Consider the following 22,300-nt stretch of genomic DNA (forward strand, 5'->3'; position numbering starts at 1 on the left):
TGGACTCGTTCTACCCCAATCGCGCGGCGTGCCAGGCGAGGTGGTCGGCCATGAACGTCGCGATGAAAAGGTAGCTGTGGTCGTAGCCCGGCTGCATCCGCAGCGTCAGGTCGATCCCCGCCGCCGCGCAGGCATCGGCGAGCAGCTGCGGCTTCAGCTGCTCGCTCAGGAACTGGTCGCCATCGCCCTGGTCGACCAGCAGCGCCGGCACCCGCGCGCCGTCCTCGACCAGCGCGACCGCATCGTGGCGGCGCCATGCGGCACGATCCTGCCCCAGATAGCCGCCGAGCGCCTTCTCGCCCCATGGCACCTGCGCGGGCGCGACGATCGGCGCGAAGGCGGACACCGCCTTGAACCGCTCCGCCAGCGTCAGCCCGATGGTCAGCGCGCCATGGCCGCCCATCGAATGCCCCATGATCGACTGGCGCGCCATGTCGGCCGGAAAATGCGCGCCGATCAGCGCCGGCAGTTCCTCGGTGACGTAGGACCACATGCGGAAATGCGGCGCCCACGGCGCCTCGGTCGCATCGACGTAGAAGCCCGCGCCCTGGCCGAAGTCATAGGCGGGATCGTCCGCCACGCCGTCGCCGCGCGGGCTCGTGTCGGGCGCGACGAAGATCAGGCCGAGTTCGGCGCAGGCGCGGCGGTATTCGCCCTTGTCGGTAACGTTGGCGTGGGTGCAGGTGAGGCCGGACAGATACCAGATTACCGGCAGCCGCGCGCCCTCGTCATGCGGCGGCACGTATACCGAAAAGGTCATCGGCGTGCCGGTTGCCTTGGATTCGTGGCGGTAGACGCCCTGCGTGCCGCCGAACGCCCTGGCGCTGGAAACCGTCTCGATCGTCATCGGAATACCACCGTCCTGTTGCCGTTGAGAAAGACGCGCCGTTCGCCGACCCAGGCGACGGCGCGGGCGAGCACCTGCGATTCGATGTCGCGGCCGATGCGGATCAGGTCGTCGACGCTGGCGCGGTGATCGACGCGCTCCACCGCCTGTTCGATGATCGGCCCCTCATCGAGGTCGGAGGTGACGAAATGCGCGGTGGCGCCGATCAGCTTGACGCCGCGGGCATGGGCGCGGTGATAGGGCTGCGCGCCCTTGAAGCCGGGCAGGAAGCTGTGATGGATGTTGATGCAGCGCCCGGCCAGCGCCTCCACCAGCGCGGGCGAGAGCACCTGCATGTAGCGGGCGAGCACCAGATAATCGGCCTGCGCCCCGTCCATCAGCGCCAGGATCGTCGCCTCCTGATCCGCACGCGTCGCCGCATCCACCGGCAGGTGATGCCACGGCAGGCCGTGCCATTCGACCAGGCCGCGCAGGGCATCGTGGTTGGAGAGGACGCCGGCGATCTCCACCGGCAGCGCCCCCGTCTGCCAGCGATGCAGCAGGTCGTTGAGGCAGTGCGATCCCTTCGACACCGCGATCAGCACGCGCGGCCGGTCGGCGGCGGCGGTGAGGCTCCAGTCGAAGCCGAAGCGCTCCGCCACCGGCGCAAGGGCGGCATGCACGGCCGCGGGCTCGGCCGGATACCGGTCGCCGCCGCGCACAAAGGCGACGCGCATGAAGAAGCGCGCCGTCTCCAGGTCGGCATATTGCTGGCTGTCGAGGATGAAGCCGTCGATCCCCGCCAGCGCGCCCGCCACCGCGGCGACGATGCCGACGCGGTCCTGGCAGGTGAGGGTGAGGACCTGGATCGCGTGCCGCTCGCTCATGCCGGCATGCGGTGCATCGCGCAGACCTTGTTGCCGGCGGGATCGCGCAGATAGGCGAGGTAGAGCGGCCCGAACGGCGACTGGCGGACGCCCGGCGCATCCTCGATCGGCGTGCCGCCCGCTTCCGTGCCGGCCGCGTGCCATGCGTCCACCGCCTCCGGCGACGACGCCGCGAAGCCGACCGTGCCGCCGTTGGCGTGGCAGGCCGGCTCGCCGTTGATCGGATGGCTCAGCATCAGCGTGCCGCCGGGGTGCATATAGGCGGTACGACCCTTCGCATCGCTGCGACCGGGGCCGACGCCCAGCGTTGCCAGCGTCGCATCGTAGAAGGCCTTGGACGCGGGCATATCGTCGGTGCCGAGCATGACGTGACTGAACATGGTGCCTCTCCTGTGTGTGTTGTGGTTGCGTGGTAGCGGCATTGCGGCCCCGCCGTCACGCCGGATGTTGGGCGCTCGAGCCCTATCGACCCTCCCGGCGTCATCCCCGCGCAGGCGGAGATGACGATAAGGTACGCGCTGGTCAGTAGATCACCACCGAGCGGATGCTTTCCCCGGCGTGCATCAGGTCGAAGCCCTTGTTGATCTCCTCCAGCGTCAGCCGGTGCGTAATCATCGGGTCGATCTGGATCATGCCGTCCATGTACCAGTCGACGATCTTGGGCGTATCCGTCCGCCCGCGCGCGCCGCCGAACGCGGTGCCGCGCCAGTTGCGTCCGGTCACCAGCTGGAACGGGCGGGTGCTGATCTCCTTGCCCGCTTCCGCGACGCCGATGATGACGCTGGTGCCCCAGCCGCGGTGGCAGCATTCCAGCGCCTGGCGCATCACGTCGGTGTTGCCGGTGGCATCGAAGCTGTAGTCGGCGCCGCCGTCGGTCAGCTGGACGATATGCGCGACGATGTCGCCTACATCGCGCGGATTGGCGAAATGCGTCATGCCGAAGCGGCGGCCCCAATCCTCGCGGTCGGGATTGATGTCGACCCCGACGATCATCGTCGCACCGGCGAGCTTGGCGCCCTGGATGACGTTGAGGCCGATCCCGCCCAGGCCGAAGACGACCACGGTGTCGCCCGGCTGCACCTTGGCGGTATTGACCACCGCGCCGACCCCCGTCGTCACGCCGCAGCCGACGTAGCAGCTGGTGTCGAACGGCGCGTCCTTGCGGATCGTCGCGACGGCGATCTCCGGCAGCACGGTGAAGTTCGAGAAGGTGGAACAACCCATATAGTGGAAGATCGGCTGCCCCTTGTAGCTGAAGCGCGTGGTGCCGTCGGGCATCAGCCCCTTGCCTTGCGTCGCGCGGATCGCGGTGCACAGGTTGGTCTTCTGGCTGAGGCACGACTTACACTGGCGGCATTCGGGCGTGTAGAGCGGGATGACATGGTCGCCGACGGCGACGCTGGTGACGCCCGCGCCCACTTCGCGGACGATGCCGGCGCCCTCATGGCCCAGCACGCTCGGGAACAGCCCCTCGCTGTCCAGCCCGTCCAGCGTATAGGCATCGGTGTGGCAGATGCCCGTCGCCATGATCTCGACCAGCACCTCGCCGGCCTTCGGGCCTTCCAGATCCAGCTCGACGATCTCCAGCGGCTTCTTCGCTTCGAACGCGACGGCGGCACGTGTCTTCATGGCTAAACTCCCGCATTGGCTGGCGCGGCGGTTAACGCCTGAGCCGCATCGGGGGCAAGCGGCGATGGCGGCCCGCCCGCCGCCAATCCGCCCCATTCGGACGCATCGGCGGTTGCGTTGCGGGTGATGCTATATCATAGCGCTGCACCGAGGAGCCCGATCATGCCGACCGCCGCCGCTATCCTGCCATTCCCGTCCAGGGTGCCGACCGCGACCGCCGCCACTGCCGCGACAGGCACGCGGATCGGGTCGATCGACGGATTGCGCGGCCTCGTCATGCTGCTGATGCTGGTCGATCATAGCCGCGAATTCTTCTTCTTCGGCCATCAGGTGTCCGATCCGATGGACCTTGCCGTCACCTCGCCGGGATTGTTCTTCACCCGGCTGGCGGCGCATCTGTGCGCGCCGGTGTTCATCGCGCTCGCCGGCACATCCGCCTGGCTGTTCGGCGCCCGTCGCACGCCCGCCGAGACGGCGGCGTTCCTGCTCAAGCGCGGCCTGTTCCTGGTGGTGCTCGAACTGACGGTGGTCGGGTTCGGCTGGTCGTTCTCGCTGTCGCCGGACACCTATTTCCTGCAGGTGATCTGGGCGATCGGCTGGTCGATGATCGCGCTCGCCGCGCTCGTCCATCTGCCGCGCGCATGGGTCGCCGGCATCGGCATCGCCATCGTCGCCGGCCACAACCTGCTCGATCCCGTCGCGTTTCCGCCGGAGGCACGGGGCCATGCGCTGTGGGCGATCCTGCACGATCGCGGCTTCATCGACCTGTGGGAGGGCGTGCGGGTGCGGACGTCCTATCCGGTGTTGCCCTGGATCGGCGTGATCGCGCTGGGCTATGCAGTGGGGCCGTGGTTCGCCGCCAGTGTGCCGGAGGCGAAGCGCACGCGGTTGCTGGTGGGGGCAGGGGCGGGGCTGCTCGTCGCCTTTTGCCTGATCCGCGGGATCAACGGCTATGGCGACCCGACGCCTTGGGCGGCGGGCGCGACGCCGCTGGCCAGCGTCATGGCATTCCTCAACCTGACCAAATATCCACCCTCGCTCGATTTCCTACTGCTCACCCTGGGCATCGCCGCGCTGCTGCTGGCGGTCTGGCCGGAACGGGGCGGGCGCTGGCTGGCGGTGTTGGGCGGGGCGCCGCTCTTCTTCTACGTGCTGCACCTCTACGTCCTCCACCTGGTACGGCTCGCCACCGGACCCGGCGACGTGCCCGGCGTCGGCTGGCTGTGGCTGATCGCCGCGGCGCTGGTGCCGCCGCTGTGGCTGGCGACCCGCTGGTTCGCCGCGCTCAAGCGCCGTAGCGGACAGGCCTGGATGCGCTATTTGTAAGGTGCGGATGATAATCATTCGCAAGAATATTGAACTGGTCGCACCGCCTCGCTAATCGGGGACGGTGACCCGTATCGAATCCATCGCCCCGGCCGCCGCATCGACCCGGCGCGCCAATCCCAAGCGCAAATGGCGCGGCTGGTGGCTGAAGCAACTGCACACCTGGCATTGGATGAGCGCCGCGGTGTCGCTGGTCGGCATGCTGCTGTTCGCGATCACCGGCATCACGCTCAACCATGCCGCGTCGATCGGTGCGACGCCGGTGGTGACGGACAAGGCGGCGACGCTGCCGCCGCCGCTGCTGCGCGACTTGCAGGGGCGGGCGCCCGACAGCCCGCTGCCGCCACGCGTCGCCGCCACGGTCGAGCAGGCGGTCGGCCTCGATCCCGCCGGCCGGCCGGGCGAATGGTCCGACGCCGATGTCTATGTCGCGCTGCCGCGGCCGGGCGGCGACGCCTGGGTCAGCATCGATCGCACGAGCGGGGCGATCACCTCGGAAGTCACCAGCCGCGGCTGGATCGCCTGGCTCAACGACCTGCACAAGGGCCGCAACGCCGGCACCGCGTGGAGCTGGTTCCTCGACGTCTTCGCCGCCGCCTGCATCCTGTTCACGCTCACCGGGCTGCTGCTGCTCCAGCTGCATGCCCGCCACCGGCGCTCGACCTGGCCGATCGTCGCGGCCGGCGTCGCGATCCCGGCCCTGCTGATCCTGCTCTTCATTCATTAAGGGGGAATATCATGCGTCCATCGACCTTCGCCCTGCTCGGCGGCGTCATCGCCGCGCCGGCCAGCGCATCCACCGTCACCGTCACCATCCCCAAGCAGGATGTGGCGGAATATCACCGCCCCTATGTCGCGATCTGGCTGGAGCCGGCGGGCGGCGGCGCGATGCGCACGGTGGCCTTGTGGTACGAGACGAAGAAGACCGGCAAGGAGGCCGGCACCAAGTACCTCGCCGACCTGCGGGCCTGGTGGCGCAAGGGCGGCCGGTCGATGACCATCCCCGCCGACGGCATCACCGGGGCGACCCGCGCACCGGGGCAATATAGCGTCAAGCTGCCCGACAATCTGAAGCCGGGCGCCTATGTCCTCAACGTCGAGGCGGCGCGCGAAACCGGCGGGCGCGAACTCGTTACCCTGCCGCTGACCGTGCCCAATCCGGCCGCCCGCGCCACCGGCAAGTCCGAACTCGGCGCCGTCACCGTCTCCGCTCGCTAAAAAAGGGGAATAGCCATGAACCGTCTCGCCACGCGCCTGCCCGTCCGCCTTCTGGCCGCCGCCGCGCTGATCGCCGTGCCGGCGATGCTGTCGGCGCACCGCATGTGGATGCTGCCGTCCGGCACCGTGTTTTCCGGCACCGACAGCTGGGCGACGATCGACGCCGCCGTCTCCAACGACCTGTTCTTCTTCGATCACCAGCCGCTGCGCCTCGACGCCGTCAAGGTGTGGCAGCCCGACGGCAGCGAGGGCAAGTTGCAGAACGGCGCCACCGGCCGCTACCGCTCGGTGTTCGACGTCGAACTCGACAAGCCGGGGACGTGGAAGGTCGGCACGCAGATGTCCGGCGTGATGGGCAGCTTCAAGGTCGACGGCGTCGAGAAGCGCGTCGGCGGCCGGGGCGGCCCGCCGCGCCCGGGGCAGCCCGCGCCGCTGACCGTCGCCGACATTCCCGCCAACGCCACCGACGTGAAGCTGACCGAGGTCTCCTCGCGCAACGAGGTGTTCCTCACCGCCGGCGCGCCGACCACGACCGTGCTCAAGCCGACCGGCAAAGGACTGGAATTCGCGCCGATCACCCATCCCGACGAACTGGTCGCGGGCGAGGCGGCGAAGTTCCGCTTCCTGATCGACGGCAAGCCGGCGCCGGGCCTCAAGGTCACCGTCATCCCCGGCGGCAAGCGCTATCGCAACGACGAAGGCGCGATGAACCTCACCACCGGTGCCGACGGCGTGCTGTCTGTGACTTGGCCGGCGGCGGGCATGTACTGGCTCAACGCCACCGCGACCGACGGCAAGACGACGACGCCGCGCGCCACCGAACGCCGGATGAGCTACGTCACGACGCTGGAAGTGCTCACCCCCTGATGCGCATCGCCTTGCCGGCGGTGATCGACGGCGCTGCGCTGGCGTGCCTCGATCCCGCCGCGCGCGTCACCGATCTCGGTGGCGAGACGATGGGGACGCGCTGGAGCATCCGCGCGACGCTGCCCGGCCGGCTGGAGGCGGCGGCGGTGCAGCGCGCCGTGACGGCGCGGCTCGACGGCATCGTCGCCGAGATGAGCCACTGGTCGCCGACCTCGCTGCTGTCGCGCTTCAACGCCGCACCGGCGGGCCGCTGGGCGACGCTGCCGCCCGATTTCGCGCATGTCATCGCGGCGGGGCTGCGCATCGCCGCGGCCAGCGGGGGCGCGTTCGATCCGGCGATCGGCCGGCTGGTCGACCTGTCGGGCTTCGGCGCGCATCCGGTGGCGGAAGCGCCGGACGATGCGGCGCTGGCGGCGGCGCGGGCCGCGTCCGGATACCGGCGGCTCGACTGGTCGCCGGGCGACCGCCGGCTGCGCCAACCCGGCGGGCTGTCGCTCGACCTGTCGGGGATCGCCAAGGGCTTCGCCGTCGATGCGGTGGCGGACCTGCTCGGCGGCATGGGCGTCACCCACGCGCTGGTCGAGATCGGCGGCGAACTGGTCGGGCGCGGCGTGCGTCCAGATGGCCAGCCGTGGTGGGTCGACCTGGAGACGCCGCCGGGAATCGACCTGGCGCCGCTGCGCATCGCGCTGCACGGGCTCGCGGTAGCGACCTCGGGGGACTATCGGCGCGGCCGGCATACGCTCGACCCGCGCACCGGACGCTCGGCCGACACCGGCATCGTCTCGGTCAGCGTGATCGCCGACACCGCGCTGGCGGCAGACGCATGGGCGACGGCGCTGACCGTCATGATGGTGGAGCAGGGACTGGCCCTCGCCACCGCCAGGGGACTGCCGGCCCGGATCGTCACGGCGGAGCCGCCGCACGAACACCTCACCCCGGCCTTGCTGGCGATGCTGACGGATTGATCCGCGCGAACACCTCTCCGCGTCTTAGCGGCTTCGCGTGAACATGATCGTCACGGCCCCGCGCCGTCCTGCACCCAAGCCTCACCCTGCGGCGCTCCGCGCCTGATCCCGTTCCCGCCGGGAGAGGCGCCGGGGGGCCACGTGATTGCAATCGCTCGAACTTCCCCCGGCCCCCGCCGTCACGAAACTGTCGCGCGGCCGTAACGAAAGCGTCGCCGAACTCTCACGCAGGCGTCACGCGACGCTCCTAGGCGCCGCGGCAGGGATCGGCGTGAGGGGGAGCCTTGGCCGATCGCACCAACGAACATCGACCGGGAGCTTTCGATCATGGCGAGCAACATGCGCATCGGCACTTTCCTCATGGCCTCCACGGCCTGCCTCGCGCTGGCCGGCTGCGGCGGTGCCGACAACGTCGCCTCGCCGGGCGCCGGCAGCGTGACGATCGTGCAGCCGGCACCGACGCCCAGCCCGACCGCGCCGACCCCCACGCCGACCGCGATCACCGCCGCGCAATTCGCCGCCGTCACCGCGGTCAACGGCATCTCGGTGACCGCCGACGAACAGCTCGCCATCGTCAACGCCGGCAGCAACAACAACGTCAACGGCACCGGCGCGCAGCTGAACGGCGTCTACCCGGTGTCGGCGACCTCGCTGACCACGGCGGTCGATCCGTCGACGATCAGCAGCTTCTTCACCAGCACCAACTATGTCGGCGCGCTCAACGGCCCGAGCGACACCAGCTTCCAGGGCTGGACCTGCAATTCGACCGCGGCGGAGTTCGGCGGATCGGGCGCGCGCTGCACCGCGGTGCCGGCGATCGGCACGCTGGCGAGCGGCGCGGCCTGCCCGACCGGCACGGCGACGGCGAGCGGCGCGGCCGGTTCCGCGACGGCGGCGACGGTCGGCGGCTTCAAGGTCTGCGATATCCCGCAGGCGATCACCACCAGCCTGACGCTGCCGCGCATCCCCGGCATCGCCTATCGCTTCACCGGGCAGACGGAGGTCGGCACCGATCTCGGCGCGACCGGCGGCACCGGCGTCACGCTGACGATCGAACCGGGCGTCACCGTCTTCGCCAATGCCAACGAATCGACCAACGACCTGCTGCTGGTCAACCGCGGATCGAAGCTGAACGCGATCGGCACGCGCGATGCGCCGATCATCTTCACCTCGCAGCAGAACGTCACCTCGGCGACCGGCGAATCGGAAACCAGCCAGGGCCATTGGGGCGGCATCATCCTGCTCGGCCGCGCGTCGACCGCCGTCTGCGCAGCGGGCAGCGGCGGCACCACCGGCGTTCCCTGCCAGCTGGCGATCGAGGGCGTCACCGGCCGCTTCTACGGCGGCAGCAACGCCGCGGATTCGAGCGGCCAGATGTCCTACGTGCAGATCCGCTATTCGGGCATTGCAATCAGCGACGGCAACGAGCTGCAGGGCCTGACGCTGGGCGCGACCGGTTCGGGCACGGTGCTGGATCACATCCAGAGCCATAACTCGGCCGACGACGGCATCGAGATCTTCGGCGGCACCAGCAATCTCAAATATATCGCGATCACCGGCGCCGACGACGACGGCTTCGATATCGACAACGGCTATCGCGGCTTCATCCAATTCATGATCGCGGCGCAGCGCGTCGGCGGCGCGACGGTGGACAGCTTCTCGACCGAGATCGACTCGAACAACGCCGAGGATCTGCTGCCGCGCACCTTCGCCACCTATGCGAACTTCACCTTCATCCAGACCGCGCTGGCGCCGGCCGCGATCCGTCAACGCGGCGGATCGGACATGCGATTCGTCAACGGCATCGTGAAGACGGTGAACAACGTCGCCTGCGTCAACATCGTCGCCGGCGAACAGACCAGCGGCGGCCGCAGCACGGTGCGTCCGGCGGACTCGGCGCTCCAGGACTTCGGCCCGCCGTCGTTCAACTCGGTCTACTTCGCCTGCCAGGGCCGCTGATGACCCAGGGGCGGTGCGCCGCCCCGTCACAGCCTTGGGTTCCGGGGTGGCGGCAACGCTGCCCCGGAACCTGTATCACAGCCTCCTGATCCGGGATTGACGGTCATGCCGCAGCGGTTCGCTCTGCCCACGCTCCTCCTCGTTACCTCCACCCTCGTGGCGCCCGCGGCTCTCGCCCAAACGGCGGGCGGCACGGCGGCGCCGGCCCCGCCGCCGGCGCAGACCTCGACGCCTGCCACCTCCAGCCCCGGCGGCGCCGCCGATCCGCAGAGCGCGGCGCCGACCTCCACCGACCAGCAGGAGGCGCCCGTCGAGGTGTCGGCGCCGGGGATGAACGGCGATGTCGAGGATATCGTCGTCGTCGGCCGCAACATCCCCAATGCGGTGCGCGCCACGGCGCAGATCGTCTCCGTCCTGTCCACGGCCGATATCGCGCGGACGGGCGAGGGCGACATCGCCGGCGCGCTGACCCGCGTCACCGGCCTGTCCGTCGTCGGTGGCGGCTTCGTCTACGTCCGCGGCCTGGGCGATCGCTATTCCTCCTCGCTGCTCAACGGATCGCCGCTGCCCAGTCCCGAACCGCTGCGCCGCTCGGTGCCGCTCGATATCTTCCCGACCACGATCGTCGGCTCGGCGCTGGTCCAGAAGACCTATTCGGTGAACTATCCCGGCGAATTCGGCGGCGGCGTCATCAACCTCACCACCAAGGCGATTCCCGACAAGAACTTCCTGTCGTTCGGCGCGACCATCGCCGCCGACGATGCGACCACCAGCGAACTCGGCTACACCTATTACGGCGGCGACTACGACTGGATCGGGTTCGACGACGGCACGCGCAAGGTGCCGTCCTTCATCCGCAACGCGCCCAACGGCAGCGGCATCATCCCGGCGGCGCAGGTGGCGCAACTGTCCAACGCCTCGACGACCCTGCTCCAGCGCAACAACCAGCTGCCGGCGAACTGGTCGGGCGAGATCAGCGGCGGTTCGGTGTACGACATCGGCGGCTCGCGCCTCGGCGTCATCGCATCGCTCAGTGCCAGCAACACCTTCCGCACCCGCTTCGCGACGCAGCAGGACAGCGTCTCGGCCGATGGCACGCTGCGCAACGACTTCAGCACGCTGCTGACCGACAACCGCATCGTCGCCAACGCGCTGATCGGCCTCGGTCTTGAATTCGGCGAGAACACGATCCGCTGGACCAACGTCTATATTCACGACACGCTGAAGCAGGCCCGCGGCTCGGCGGCGACGCTCTACAACAACGCCAGCGGCCTTCGCTTCCAGCAGAACACCAACTGGTTCGAACGCCAGCTGATCGAAACCCAGCTGGTCGGCGAGTTCAAGCTGTCCGATGCGCTGAAGGTCGATGCCCGCGGCGCCTATGCCAATTCGAAGCGCAATGCGCCCTACGAGCGGCAGTTCGACTATCTCTGCTCCACCACCACGACCAACGGCCTGCCGATCACCAACGACGGCAACCAGCAGGCATCGGGCTTCCAGTGCAACGGCGCCTATCAGGTGTCGCAGCGCTTCACCCCCTTCGCCTCGATCATCTTCAGCGAGCTGAACGAGGATCTGTGGACCGGCCAGGCCGACGCCTCGTACAAGATCGACGGCGACCGGCCGATCACGCTGTCGGCGGGCTATTTCTACCAGGGCACGGATCGCACCTCGTCGCGCCTCGTCTTCAACTACCAGACCTCGCGCGGCGGCGGCACGGCGCCGGGCTATCCCTACAATCTTCTGCGCCCCGACTATCTGCTCAGCCCGGATGTGCTCAATAACGCCTGTCCGCTCGACGGCACCGGCGCGTGCACGATCCAGCTGCAATTCAACACCGCGGCGGGCGCCTATCGCTACGATGCGAGCCTCGACGTCCATGCCGGCTACGTCCAGGCCGAGGCGGAGGCGCTCGACGGCCTGCGTGCGGTGATCGGCGTGCGCTACGAGCGGGGCGATGAACGGGTCACGCCGTTCGGCGTCACCACCGGCGCGGCGCGGCTCAAGAACGACTATTTCCTGCCCGCCTCGACGCTGACCTGGAACTTCGCCGAGGACATGCAGCTGCGGGCGAGCGCCGCCAAGACCATCTCGCGCCCGCAGTTCCGCGAGCTCGCGCCGCAGCAGTTCCGCGATCCCGATTCCGATCGCCTTTTCTTCGGCAACCCGTTGCTCCGCGACAGCGAGCTGTACAATCTCGAAGCCCGCTACGAATGGTTCTTCAAGCGCGATCAGCGCTTCACGCTGGCGGGCTTCTACAAGCGGATCGACAATCCGATCGAACAGGTCGGTTTCTACACCGGCGCCGACGATCGGTTGCAGACCGGCTTCACCTACCTGCCCAAGGCGACGCTGTACGGCGGCGAGGTCGAGTTGCAGAAATACTTCCCGCTGGCGGACGTGTTCGGCGGTGATTTCTTCGCGACCCGCCGCGCGCTGCTGATCGCCAACTACACCTACACGAAATCGCGGATCACCGCGGACCGCAGCTGCGTGCCGTCGATCTCATCCTCGACGCAGGGCGTCGCCGGCTGTCAGGTCGGCTTCGCGCCCGCGGTGACGCTGTTCCGCAACGGCGCGCCGCTGACCGGCCAGTCCGACCACCTCGTCAACGTGCAGGTCGGCATCGAGGACAAGGACGCGCTGTCGCAGGTCACCCTGCTGTTCAACTATGCGAGCGACCGCGTCACCAACCGCGGCCCGTCGCTGCTCGGCGGCAACGGCTTCCAGCCCGACATCGTCGAGCATCCCGGCATCCGCCTCGATCTCGTCGCGCGGCAAGGCGTGTCGCTGCTCGGCGGCCAGTTCGAGATCAAGGCGGAGGCGCGCAACCTCACCCGCACGCGCTATCGGGAAAGCCAGACCTTCCCGAACGGCAAGGAGGTGTTCATCAACCGCTACAACCTCGGCCGCGTGTTCAGCCTCGGGGTGAGCGCGACCTTCTAAGGGCCGCCGCATCCGTCATCCCCGCGCGCGCCGGCGGGGATGACGATGCGGGGGTTCAGGCCAGGGCCTCGCCCATCGCGCGCACCGCCGCCACCTTGGCATGGAGCGCCGACCAGTCGTCGTCCGCCGCGATCGGCGCCCAGATCGCCTCCACCTCGTCGATCAACATGCTGCACGGCGCACCCTGCCAATAGCCATGATCGCGCCCCTTGCGCGGGCGATAGGGGGCAAGCGCCTCGCGCACCGCCTCCCAGTCCGCGCCATAGCGATCGGGAAGGCCGCCGCCGAACACGTCGAAGAAGAACCGGTCGAGGGCAACGCCGGTGCTGCGCAATGCTCGCTCCACCGCCTGCACCAGCGCACGATCCTCCGCCGCCTCCCGCGGCACGACCCCCAGCCGCCACAGCATGGCGTCGGCGATGGCCACCTGATAGCGGGCTGCGAACCCCTCCAGGCTCGCGATCAGCGGATCGCTCTCGGCCACCAGCCGCAGCGAGGCGGCGAGTTGCATCACGTTCCAATGGATCGCCTCGGGCTGGCGGCCGAAGGCGTAGAGGCCGGCATGGTCGAAATAGGCGGCGGTGAACGCCGGGTCCCAGGTCGGCGCGAACCGCCACGGTCCGTAATCGAAGCTTTCGCCGGTGACGTTGATGTTGTCGCTGTTGAGCACGCCATGCACGAACCCCGCCGCCATGTAGCGTGCCGCCAGCGTCGCGGTCCGCGCGACGACGTGGTCGAGCAGCCGGATCGGGTCGTCCGACTCCTCGCCGTACAGGCGCTCCAGCACATAGCGCACCAGCGCCCGCATGCCGTCCGCATCCTGGTGGTAGGCAAGCCGCTGGAACGTGCCGATGCGGATATGCCCGTGGCTGAGGCGCACCAGCACCGCCGATCGCGTGGGGGAGGGCTCGTCGCCGCGGACCAGTTCCTCGCCCGTCTCGATCAGCGACAGCGTGCGGCTGGTCGGCACGTTCAGCGCCTCCAGCATCTCGGTCGCCAGGATTTCGCGCACGCCGCCCTTCAGCGTCAGCCGCCCGTCGCCGAACCGGCTGTAGGGCGTCTGCCCCGATCCCTTGGTGCCGAGGTCCATCAGCCGCCCGTCGCGGCTTCGCATCTGCGCGAAGGTGAAGCCGCGGCCGTCGCCGATCTCCGGATTGTAGGATCTAAACTGATGCCCGTGGTAGCGCAGCGCCAGCGGCTGCGGCAGCGTGCCGGGCAGGGGGGCGAAACGGCCGAACGCCTGCACCCATTCGGCGTCGTCGAGGCTATCGAGCCCGACCTCCCGCGCCGCGGCTTGGTTGCGGAAGCGCAGCCGCGTGTCGGGAAAATCGGCGGCCTCGACCGGGTCCCAGAACGACGGGCCGAGATCGAGGAGGGCCGCTGCGGGCCGGTACGCTTGCGGGTCGATGGGCATCCGTGGATATGGAGGGCGCCGCCCCGCCGGCGCAACCCCGAGGATCCGTCCCCGGAATTTTGCCCCAAGGATATCGCCATGGTCGCCTACGAACATTGCTATTGGACGTCGGATGACGGGCTGAAGCTGCATTACCGGCTCTACGCCGGCGACGAAGGGGCGCCGCCGGTCGTCTGCCTGCCCGGCCTCACCCGCAACGCCCGCGATTTCGAGGGGCTGGCGGAAAGGCTCGCCGGGCCGCGGCAGGTGATCGCGGTCGATTTCCGCGGCCGGGGAAAAAGCGAATATGCCCGCGATCCGATGACCTATGTGCCCGCCACTTATGTCGCCGACGTGCAGGCGCTGCTCGCCGCGCGAGGGATCGGCCGCTTCGTCGCGGTCGGCACCTCGCTGGGCGGGATCGTGACCATGCTGCTCGCCGCCGCCGGCGCGCCGATCGCCGCCGCGCTGCTCAACGACGTCGGGCCGGAGATCGACCCCGCCGGCATCACCCGCATCCGCGGCTATGTGGGCAAGGGGAGCAGCTGCCCGACCTGGATGCACGCCGCGCGCACCCTCGCGGAGGCGAACGGCGACGTCTATCCGGACTGGACGATCGAGCAATGGCTGGCGATGGCCAAGCGCGTCTACCGGCTCAACAGCGCCGGGCGGATCGTGCTCGATTACGACCTCAAGATCGCCGAGCCCTTCAAGGTGCCGGGGAACGAAGCGGCGCCCGATATGTGGGGGGCGCTCGCCGCCCTGCGGACCGTGCCGGTGCTGGTGGTGCGCGGTGCCCGGTCCGACGTGCTGGCGCCCGCCGTCGCGCAGCGGATGACGGCCTCGCTCGATCGCGCCGAGCTGGTGACGGTGCCCGGCGTCGGCCATGCCCCAACCCTGACCGAAGCCGACGTCGCAGCGCCGATCGACCGCCTGCTGGCCCAGGCGTGATCGCCGCCGCCGACGAACCGGACGGCGCGCCGCGGATCGCGACGCTCGATATCCTGCGCGGCCTCGCCATCCTCGCCATCCTGTTCATGAACGTCACCGAGATGGGCGCGTCGATGACCGCCAACTGGTCCGACATCCGCCATCTCGGCTGGAGCGGCAGCGACCAGCTGGTGTGGTGGGCGCGGACGCTGATCGTCGAAGGCACGGCGCGTGCGTTGCTCGAGATGCTGTTCGGTGCAGGGCTACTGATCCTGACCGAGCGGATCGCCGCCGCGTCCGATCATCCGCTGGCGGTGCCGCTGCGCTACGGCTGGCGCAATGCCGTGCTGTGGGCGTTCGGCATGGCGCACATGCTGCTGTTGCTGTGGCCGGGCGACATCCTCCACACCTATGCGGTCGCGGCGCTGCTCGCCTGCGCCTTCCGTACCCTGCCGACCCGCGCGCTGCTGGCGCTCGGCCTGTCCTATGCCGCCTTCACGCTGGCGATCGGCCTCGCCGCACACATTCCGGCCGCCACACGCGCCGCCATCGCCGCCGCCGATGCCGCCGCGGTGCTGCGCGAGGATGCCTTCGGCCGTGGCGCGATCCACGCCTGGGTCGCCGGGCAGCGGCAGGTCGCGCTCGATCGGCTCGGCGGCGACGAGATCACCTTCATATGGGAAGCGGCCGCGACGATGCTGGTCGGTGCCGCATTGTTCCGCGTGGGAGCGTTGCAGGGCGATTGGCCGCGGCGGCGCTACGCCGTCATGCTGGCGATCGGCTACGGCATCGGCCTGCCGCTGCGCATCTATGCCGGATGGGAGGCGACGCGCTTCGACGGCGCCGCCCCGATCGCCTGGATGTGGGAGGATGTCGCCCGGCTCGCGACCACCCTCGGCCATGTCGCGCTGGTCGTGCTGGCGCTGTCGACGGCGCGGGGGCGTCGCTGGCTTTCCCCCTTCGCCGCGGCGGGGCGGAGCGCGCTGACGCTCTACATTGCGCAGACGCTGATCGTGTCGTGGCTGGTCTTTTCCCCTTTCGGCCTCGGCCTGTACGGGCGGATGCACTGGACGGCGATGCTGGCGCTCGCGCTGGCGGTCGACGCGCTGCTGCTGTGGGCAGCGGTCCTCTATCTGCGCCGCTACCGCATCGCGCCGGTCGAATGGGCGTGGCGCTCGCTCGTCGAACGGCGGCTGTTGCCGTTCCGCTGAACCGCGTTACACGGTCCGGCATGCCGCAGCCCGTCCGCATCCTGCATCTTCATTCCAGCTTCAGCCTGGGCGGCAAGGAGGCGCGGGCGGTCCGCCTGATGAACGCGTTCGGCGATGCCGCGCGCCACACGATCGTCAGCGGCGTGCCCGGCGAACTCGGCGCGCGCAGCGCCATCGACCCGCGCGTCCGCTACGAGATCGCGCAGGATCCGCCGGCGCTCACCGGCCGCCCGTCGGTCGCCCGGTACGAGGCGCTGGCGCGCTACATGCGCCGCTTCGACCTGGTGCTGACCTATAATTGGGGCGCGATCGACGGCGTGATGGCGCGCCGCGTCTTTGCCAGGGGCGCGCCCCCGATCGTTCATCACGAGGATGGCTTCAACGCGGACGAAGCGGGCGGGCTGAAGATCGAACGCAACGTCTACCGCCGCATGGCGCTGGGCGCCGCCCACGCGCTGGTCGTCCCCTCCGAGGTGCTGGAGGAGGTGGCGCTGAAGACGTGGAAGCAGCCGCCCGCGCGCGTCCACCGCATCGCCAACGGCATCCCGACCGCGCTCTACGCGAAAAAGCCCGATCCGCGTGCCATCCCCGGCTTCGTACCCAATGCCAAGGAGGTGACGATCGGCGTCCTCGCCGGCCTGCGCGTGGTCAAGGACCTGCCGCTGCTGGTGCGCGCCTGCGGCGGCCTCGCGGGGCGGTTTCGGCTGGTGATCGTCGGGGAAGGGCCGGAGCGTGAGACGATCCTCGCTGCCGCGCGCGCGATGGGCATCGCCGACCGGCTGGTGATGCCGGGTTTCCTGGATCGTCCGCATCGCTTCGTCGGTGCGTTCGACATCATGGCGCTGTCGTCGCGCAGCGAACAGCTGCCGATCAGCCTGGTCGAGGGCATGGCCGCCGGCCTGCCGATCGTCAGCACCGCCGTCGGCGACGTCCCCCGCATGGTGTCGCAGGCGAACGCCCCCTTCATCGTCGCCGGCGACGAGGTGCAGCTGCGCGACGCACTGCGGACGCTGATCGCGAACCCGGATCTGCGGGCCGAGGTCGGCGCAGCCAACCGGGCGAAGGCGCGCGCGGATTATGACGAGGCGACGATGATCGCCCGCTACCGCACGCTGTATGAGGACGCGCTAGGCCGGGCAGGAGCGCTGGCCTGAACGCGTCGAGGGGCAGTGCCTATGCCCTCTTGCCCTGACGAGGGGCACGCGAGCCACCGATTCCCGGGAACGTCAAAGCTCTTCCATTTCCTCGCCATTGCGCAAGGCGAAGGCGAGGTCGGCAGCCGCCATGTCACCCGACGTCACCAGCGCGAGGTCGGTGGCGCCCTGCATCATGCCGTCCTCCACCTCCGGCTCGTGCGCTTCGGCGGCGGCGACCGTCTGCGCCAGGCAGGCACGCGCCGCATCCTCGCCATAGGTCATCGCAAAGGCGGTCAGCGCGACGCCGAAACATTCCTGGTCGCTCGCCGGGGCGGCATCCTGCTGCTGCAGCGACGCGCAGGCGGCGCCCAGCACATAGGCGCGCGACCAGGCCGAGCCGGTCGGGCCGTGGATCGGCACCGTACCGGCGACGAGGCCCAGCCGCTCGAACTGCGGCAGCAGCAATGTGCCCAATGGCGAGCGCAGCGCAGCGGCGAGTTGCTTGCGCGCCGGCCGCCTGGGCGCGATCAGGTGATTGAGGACCCCCATCGGTCGATTCCCTCGGATTACGATAACGTGCTGGACACCGCTCTGCCCGATCAGGGTTAACGGGCACCTAAGCCTGCGCCGTACCGGCTGTCCTACACGGTGAAGAGCGTATACATTCGCGCCATGACCGATCCGTCCGCCACTGCCGCCGCCGACCGCCGCGTGCCCCTGCGGAACCGGATTCTGACGCGCACGTGCCGTAAACTTCGCCAACTTCCGCGGCCGCGACTCGGCGGCGGCGTCGCGTGAACGGGGTTTGGCGGAGGCGGTGCCCAATGGCTTCGCATCGCCGCATCCTTTCTATATAGCCGGCCGTATTTACCCCCGAGGAGGTGTCGTTTCCCGTGTTCAAGGGCCTTAAGCCGATCGTTTACAATGGCCGCGAGGTCTGGCCGCTCGTCGAGGGGGGCAAGGGCGTCGCCGCGACGAATCACGCCTCGGCAGGGGCCTGGGCCGCAGCGGGCGGCATCGGCACGGTGTCGGCGGTCAACGCCGACAGCTACGACCCGGACGGCAAGATCATCCCGCAGATCTACCGCGCGCTCACCCGGCGCGAACGGCACGAGGAGCTGGTCGAATACGCCATCGAGGGTGCGGTCCAGCAGGTGAAGCGCGCCTTCGAGATCGCCGGTGGCAAGGGCGCGATCAATATCAACGTGCTGTGGGAAATGGGCGGCGCGCAGCGGGTGCTGCACGGCGTGCTCGAGCGGACGCGCGGCATGGTGGCCGGCGTCACCTGCGGCGCGGGCATGCCCTATAAATTGAGCGAGATCGCCGCCTCCTACGAGGTGTCGTATCTGCCGATCGTGTCGTCCGGCCGCGCCTTCCGCGCGTTGTGGAAGCGCGCCTATTCCAAGGCTGCGCAATGGCTTGCCGCAGTGGTGTACGAGGATCCCTGGCTCGCCGGCGGCCACAACGGCCTGTCGAACGCCGAAGACCCGTTGAAGCCGCAGGATCCCTATCCCCGCGTCGCCGAACTGCGCAGCGTGATGCGAGAGGGCGGCATCCCCGACAGCACGCCGATCGTGATGGCGGGCGGCGTCTGGTACCTGCGCGACTGGAACGACTGGATCGACAATCCCGAACTCGGCACCATCGCCTTCCAATATGGCACGCGGCCGCTGCTGACGCAGGAAAGCCCAATTCCACAGGACTGGAAGGACAAGCTGACCCAGATCGAGGAAGGCGAGGTGCTGCTGCACCGTTTCTCGCCGACCGGCTTCTATTCGTCGGCGGTGCGCAACCCCTTCCTTCGCAACCTCGAAGCGCGCTCGGAGCGCCAGATCGCCTTTTCGACGCAGGAGGCGGGCGACCACGTCTTCCAGCTCGACGTCGGGGTGAAGGGCAAGAACTTCTGGGTAACGCGCAACGACCTGCTGCGCGCGCGGCAATGGTTCGGCGAGGGCTATACCGACGCGCTGAAGACGCCCGACAATACGCTGGTGTTCGTCACGCCGACCGAAAAGGGCATCATCCGCAAGGATCAGGCGGACTGCATGGGCTGCCTGTCGCAATGCTCGTTCTCGAGCTGGGCGGATACCGAGACGAATTCCACCGGCCGCCTCGCCGACCCGCGCAGTTTCTGCATCCAGAAGACGCTGCAGGACATCGCGCACGGCGGCGATGTCGACCAGAACCTGATGTTCGCGGGTCACGCCGCCTATAATTTCAAGCGCGACCCCTTCTATTCCAACGGCTTCGTGCCGAGCGTCAAGCAGCTGGTCGACCGCATCCTGACGGGGGACTGATGCTGCTGATCGCGGGGACGATCCGGCTGCCGGCCGACCGGCTGGCGGCGGCCCGTCCCGCGATGCGCTCGATGGTGGAGGCGAGCCGCGCCGAGGACGGCTGCCTCGCCTACAGCTACGCCGAGGATGTGCTGGAGCCGGGGCTGATCCACGTCGCGGAACGCTGGCGGGATCGCGCCGGGCTCGATCGTCACCTCGCGGCGCCACACCTCGCCACCTGGCGAGCCGGCTGGGCGGATCTGGGCATCCACGATCGCGCGCTGACGCTGTTCGAAACCGGAGGCGGCGAACCATTCTGATCGCCGCAATCGACGATCCGCGACAGGGCGGGGCAGGGATGGACGCCGAGACCACGGCAGCCCTGATCGCCATCGCTCGGGCGATGCGCCATGCCGAAGACGACTGGTGGATCATCGGCAGCGCGGCCGTGGCGCTGCATGGCGCGGCGACGCCCGTGGCCGACATCGACCTGCTGACCAGCGAACGCGATGCACGCCGGCTCATCGCCACGCACCGGTTGTCGATCATGCAGCCGGACGATCACCCGCTCTTCCGCTCGCGGCTGTTCGCACGCTGGCCGAAGCAGGATCGCACCGTCGAAATCATGGCGGGACTGGAGGTTCGCGGCGGTGCAGGTTGGACGCCCGTCGAACCGAACACGCGGATATGCCGGACAGTCGATTGCGAGCAGATTTACCTGCCGGATCGCGCGGAGATGATGGCGATCCTCGATCGCTTCGGCCGTCCCAAGGGTCGGGAACGGCGCGCATTGCTCGCCGGCATGTGTACGGGAGCGCCGGGTTGAGGCGCTCGACGCTCCCGAACCCTTTAGTCGGCGACGGTGCCGACCACCGCGCCGGCCGTGCCGCCGACCGCAGCGCCCTTTTCGACGCTACCGCCAGTCGCGGCGGCGACGCCCGCGCCGCCCGCGGCACCGATGCCGGCGCCCTTCAGCGTCGAACAGGCCGACAGGCTGAGCGCGGCGAGCGCGAGTGCTGCGGGCGCGGCGAGTGGCTTGATGTTCATCATTGATGTCCCTCGTGCTGCTGGATGCGCGGTCAATGTTGCTGCGCAGCAAGGGTTCCGGGCGGCAATGATTTATCACGCAATCGCGCGACGTTCAGGCCCAGCCTTCCAGCACCTGGTCGGGCGGGCGGTGGCCGTCGGCCCACATCCGGATGTTCTGGATCACACGTTCGCCCGACGCCTGCCGCCCCTCCAGCGTCGCCGACCCCATGTGCGGCGTCATCACGACATTGGGCAGCGCGAGCAGGCGCGGATCGATGCGCGGCTCATGCTCCCACACGTCCAGCCCGGCGCCTGCGAGCCGCCCCGCCTCCAGCGCGTCGACCAACGCGGCCTCATCGACGATGCCGCCGCGCGAGGTGTTGATGAGGTAGACATGCGGGCGCATCAACCCGATCCGCCGCCGGTCGACAAGGTCGCGGCTGTCGGCGTTGAGCGGCGTGTGGATGCTGACGATATCGGCGACGCCGAGCAGATCGTCGAGGTCGGCGTGGAAGGTCGCGCCCAGCTCCACCTCGACCACGGCGGGCAGGCGGCGGCGGTTGTGGTAATGGATCGCCAGCCCGAAGGCGCGGGCGCGACGCGCCACCGCCTGGCCGATGCGACCCATGCCGACGATGCCCAGCGTCTTGCCGCCGATCCGCCGGCCCAGCATGCCGCCGGGGCTCCAGCCGTGCCATTCGCCCGATCGCACCAGCTTCTCGCCCTCGGCAAGCCGTCGCGGTACGGACACGATCAGCGCCATCGCCATATCGGCGGTGTCTTCGGTGAGCACGCCCGGCGTATTGGTGACGATGATGCCGCGCGCGCGCGCCGCCTTCAGCGCGATATGGTTCACGCCGGCGCCGTAATTGGCGATCAGCTTCAGCCGCTCGCCGGCGCCCGCGATCAGGTCTGCATCGATCTCGTCGGTGACGGTCGGCACCAGCACGTCGCAGTCCGCCATCGCCGCGGCGAGCCGCTCCCGGCTCATCGCCGCATCGCCGCGGTTGTTGCGGGTGTCGAACAGCGCCTCCAGCCGGTCCATCACCGTGTCGGCGAGTTCGCGGGTGACGATCACCTTGGGATTGCGGCGGAGTTCTGGCATCGCGGCACCGGCTTGGCGATACATCCGCCGCACGTCAACGGCCCGTTGCCAAGCCATCCCGCGGCGCTAGAGAGGGCGCACAGGGACAAGGACAGGAACGATGCGCCATTTGGCATGGGCAACGGCCGCGGCGCTGGCGATGCTGGCCGCCGAGGGCAGCGCGCTGGCGGCGGAGGCCAAGAAGACGCTGCCGTATTTCGCGTCGATCAGCGCCGGCCGCGCGCGCATGCGCACCGGCCCCGACAAGACCTATCCGGCGAGCTGGCTCTACCAGCGCGCCGATCTGCCGGTGCGCGTGATCGCGACCTTCAAGCAATGGCGCAAGGTCGAGGATCCGGACGGCACGCAGGGCTGGATGCTCGCCGCGTTGCTCAGCGAACGGCGCACCGCCATCGTCCGCGGCGCGCAGCCGATCGACATGCGCAATCGTCCTGCCGGCGGCGCCCGGCTGGCGTGGCGTGCGGCGCCCGGCGTCGTCGGCCGCCTCAGCCAGTGCGGCGGCGGCTGGTGCCGCTTCGATGTGAAAGGGCAGGCGGGCTATGTCGAGGTCGGCAGCCTGTGGGGCGTGGAGCCGACCGAGCGGCTGCCGTGATA

22 protein-coding genes are annotated in these 22,300 nt (G+C 69.3%); 14 read left to right on the plus strand and 8 right to left on the minus strand.

All coding sequences use genetic code 11. The features are described from left to right. Positions 1-10 precede the first annotated feature (10 nt). The 4 genes from fghA to AC4GY7_RS06585 all read right to left on the minus strand — a co-directional run bounded on the left by fghA (position 11) and on the right by AC4GY7_RS06585 (position 3,342). Positions 11-847 (minus strand): S-formylglutathione hydrolase, encoded by an 837-nt coding sequence (gene fghA / locus AC4GY7_RS06570; RefSeq protein WP_491112619.1) that lies wholly within the window; start codon positions 845-847, stop codon positions 11-13. Continuing rightward, positions 844-1,713 (minus strand): formyltetrahydrofolate deformylase, encoded by an 870-nt coding sequence (gene purU / locus AC4GY7_RS06575; RefSeq protein WP_491112621.1) that lies wholly within the window; start codon positions 1,711-1,713, stop codon positions 844-846. The genes fghA and purU overlap by 4 nt, the downstream gene beginning before the upstream one ends. Further along, the gene (locus AC4GY7_RS06580; RefSeq protein WP_443584753.1) at positions 1,710-2,093 is read right to left on the minus strand and encodes a VOC family protein; all 384 of its coding nucleotides are present in this window, start codon (positions 2,091-2,093) and stop codon (positions 1,710-1,712) included. The genes purU and AC4GY7_RS06580 overlap by 4 nt, the downstream gene beginning before the upstream one ends. Positions 2,094-2,235: 142 nt before the next feature. Then, positions 2,236-3,342 carry an S-(hydroxymethyl)glutathione dehydrogenase/class III alcohol dehydrogenase gene (locus tag AC4GY7_RS06585; protein WP_491112622.1) on the minus strand — a complete coding sequence of 369 codons (1,107 nt, stop codon included), beginning with the start codon at positions 3,340-3,342 and terminating at the stop codon, positions 2,236-2,238. Between the two features lie 162 nt (positions 3,343-3,504). On the opposite strand from AC4GY7_RS06585, the gene AC4GY7_RS06590 reads away from it, so the two are divergent. The 7 genes from AC4GY7_RS06590 (at position 3,505) to AC4GY7_RS06620 (ending at position 12,626) form a co-directional block, all read left to right on the plus strand. Next, positions 3,505-4,668, plus strand: a complete 1,164-nt coding sequence (locus AC4GY7_RS06590) for an acetyltransferase domain-containing protein (RefSeq protein WP_491112624.1) — start codon at positions 3,505-3,507, stop codon at positions 4,666-4,668. A 64-nt stretch (positions 4,669-4,732) separates the two neighbouring features. Continuing rightward, positions 4,733-5,395 carry a PepSY-associated TM helix domain-containing protein gene (locus AC4GY7_RS06595; protein WP_491112625.1) on the plus strand — a complete coding sequence of 221 codons (663 nt, stop codon included), beginning with the start codon at positions 4,733-4,735 and terminating at the stop codon, positions 5,393-5,395. A gap of 11 nt (positions 5,396-5,406) precedes the next feature. Next, positions 5,407-5,886, plus strand: a complete 480-nt coding sequence (locus AC4GY7_RS06600; protein ID WP_491112627.1) for a DUF2271 domain-containing protein — start codon at positions 5,407-5,409, stop codon at positions 5,884-5,886. Positions 5,887-5,901: 15 nt separating this feature from the next. After that, positions 5,902-6,753: a DUF4198 domain-containing protein gene (locus AC4GY7_RS06605; RefSeq protein ID WP_491112629.1), complete on the plus strand. Its 852-nt coding sequence runs from the start codon at positions 5,902-5,904 to the stop codon at positions 6,751-6,753. Continuing rightward, positions 6,753-7,721 carry an FAD:protein FMN transferase gene (locus AC4GY7_RS06610; RefSeq protein WP_491112631.1) on the plus strand — a complete coding sequence of 323 codons (969 nt, stop codon included), beginning with the start codon at positions 6,753-6,755 and terminating at the stop codon, positions 7,719-7,721. The genes AC4GY7_RS06605 and AC4GY7_RS06610 overlap by 1 nt, the downstream gene beginning before the upstream one ends. A 339-nt stretch (positions 7,722-8,060) precedes the next feature. Beyond that, on the plus strand, positions 8,061-9,680 hold the full coding sequence (locus AC4GY7_RS06615; RefSeq protein WP_491112633.1) for a beta-helix domain-containing protein: 1,620 nt from the start codon (positions 8,061-8,063) through the stop codon (positions 9,678-9,680). Between the two features lie 105 nt (positions 9,681-9,785). After that, positions 9,786-12,626, plus strand: a complete 2,841-nt coding sequence (locus tag AC4GY7_RS06620; protein ID WP_491112634.1) for a TonB-dependent receptor domain-containing protein — start codon at positions 9,786-9,788, stop codon at positions 12,624-12,626. Between the two features lie 55 nt (positions 12,627-12,681). Here the strand turns inward: AC4GY7_RS06620 and AC4GY7_RS06625 are convergent, their stop codons facing one another. Continuing rightward, positions 12,682-14,040: a protein adenylyltransferase SelO family protein gene (locus AC4GY7_RS06625; RefSeq protein WP_491112635.1), complete on the minus strand. Its 1,359-nt coding sequence runs from the start codon at positions 14,038-14,040 to the stop codon at positions 12,682-12,684. A gap of 78 nt (positions 14,041-14,118) precedes the next feature. Here AC4GY7_RS06625 and AC4GY7_RS06630 point away from each other — a divergent pair, with 78 nt between their 5' ends. Genes AC4GY7_RS06630 through AC4GY7_RS06640 form a run of 3 tightly spaced genes read left to right on the plus strand, consistent with a single transcriptional unit; the run spans position 14,119 to position 17,314 of the window. Then, positions 14,119-14,970, plus strand: coding sequence for an alpha/beta fold hydrolase (locus tag AC4GY7_RS06630; protein WP_491112637.1), 852 nt, complete (start codon positions 14,119-14,121; stop codon positions 14,968-14,970). Beyond that, the gene (locus AC4GY7_RS06635; RefSeq protein ID WP_491112639.1) at positions 14,967-16,160 is read left to right on the plus strand and encodes a DUF418 domain-containing protein; all 1,194 of its coding nucleotides are present in this window, start codon (positions 14,967-14,969) and stop codon (positions 16,158-16,160) included. Before AC4GY7_RS06630 ends, AC4GY7_RS06635 begins: the two co-directional genes overlap by 4 nt. 20 nt (positions 16,161-16,180) lie before the next feature. Next, positions 16,181-17,314 (plus strand): glycosyltransferase family 4 protein, encoded by a 1,134-nt coding sequence (locus tag AC4GY7_RS06640; RefSeq protein ID WP_491112641.1) that lies wholly within the window; start codon positions 16,181-16,183, stop codon positions 17,312-17,314. Between the two features lie 72 nt (positions 17,315-17,386). Here AC4GY7_RS06640 and AC4GY7_RS06645 read toward each other — a convergent pair whose 3' ends face one another. Next, complete coding sequence (locus tag AC4GY7_RS06645) at positions 17,387-17,845, minus strand: hypothetical protein (protein WP_443584767.1); 459 nt, start codon at positions 17,843-17,845, stop codon at positions 17,387-17,389. A 344-nt stretch (positions 17,846-18,189) separates the two neighbouring features. Between AC4GY7_RS06645 and AC4GY7_RS06650 the strand changes: the two genes are divergently transcribed. Genes AC4GY7_RS06650 through AC4GY7_RS06660 form a run of 3 tightly spaced genes read left to right on the plus strand, consistent with a single transcriptional unit; the run spans position 18,190 to position 20,398 of the window. Beyond that, a complete protein-coding gene (locus AC4GY7_RS06650) occupies positions 18,190-19,593 on the plus strand; it encodes an NAD(P)H-dependent flavin oxidoreductase (RefSeq protein WP_443584768.1) in 1,404 nt (467 codons plus the stop codon). Beyond that, the gene (locus AC4GY7_RS06655; RefSeq protein ID WP_491112643.1) at positions 19,593-19,892 is read left to right on the plus strand and encodes a putative quinol monooxygenase; all 300 of its coding nucleotides are present in this window, start codon (positions 19,593-19,595) and stop codon (positions 19,890-19,892) included. The genes AC4GY7_RS06650 and AC4GY7_RS06655 overlap by 1 nt, the downstream gene beginning before the upstream one ends. Positions 19,893-19,930: 38 nt before the next feature. Further along, entirely contained in the window at positions 19,931-20,398 is a 468-nt protein-coding gene (locus tag AC4GY7_RS06660) for a hypothetical protein (RefSeq protein ID WP_491112644.1), read from the plus strand. Between the two features lie 23 nt (positions 20,399-20,421). Here the strand turns inward: AC4GY7_RS06660 and AC4GY7_RS06665 are convergent, their stop codons facing one another. Together AC4GY7_RS06665 and AC4GY7_RS06670 are read right to left on the minus strand one after the other, a co-directional pair. Then, positions 20,422-20,619: a YMGG-like glycine zipper-containing protein gene (locus AC4GY7_RS06665; RefSeq protein WP_491112646.1), complete on the minus strand. Its 198-nt coding sequence runs from the start codon at positions 20,617-20,619 to the stop codon at positions 20,422-20,424. Between the two features lie 94 nt (positions 20,620-20,713). Further along, positions 20,714-21,706 (minus strand): 2-hydroxyacid dehydrogenase, encoded by a 993-nt coding sequence (locus AC4GY7_RS06670; protein WP_491112648.1) that lies wholly within the window; start codon positions 21,704-21,706, stop codon positions 20,714-20,716. A 100-nt stretch (positions 21,707-21,806) separates the two neighbouring features. Here AC4GY7_RS06670 and AC4GY7_RS06675 point away from each other — a divergent pair, with 100 nt between their 5' ends. Continuing rightward, complete coding sequence (locus tag AC4GY7_RS06675) at positions 21,807-22,298, plus strand: SH3 domain-containing protein (protein WP_491112649.1); 492 nt, start codon at positions 21,807-21,809, stop codon at positions 22,296-22,298. Positions 22,299-22,300 lie beyond the last annotated feature (2 nt).

This window comes from Sphingomonas sp. SP5 (assembly GCF_058313455.1).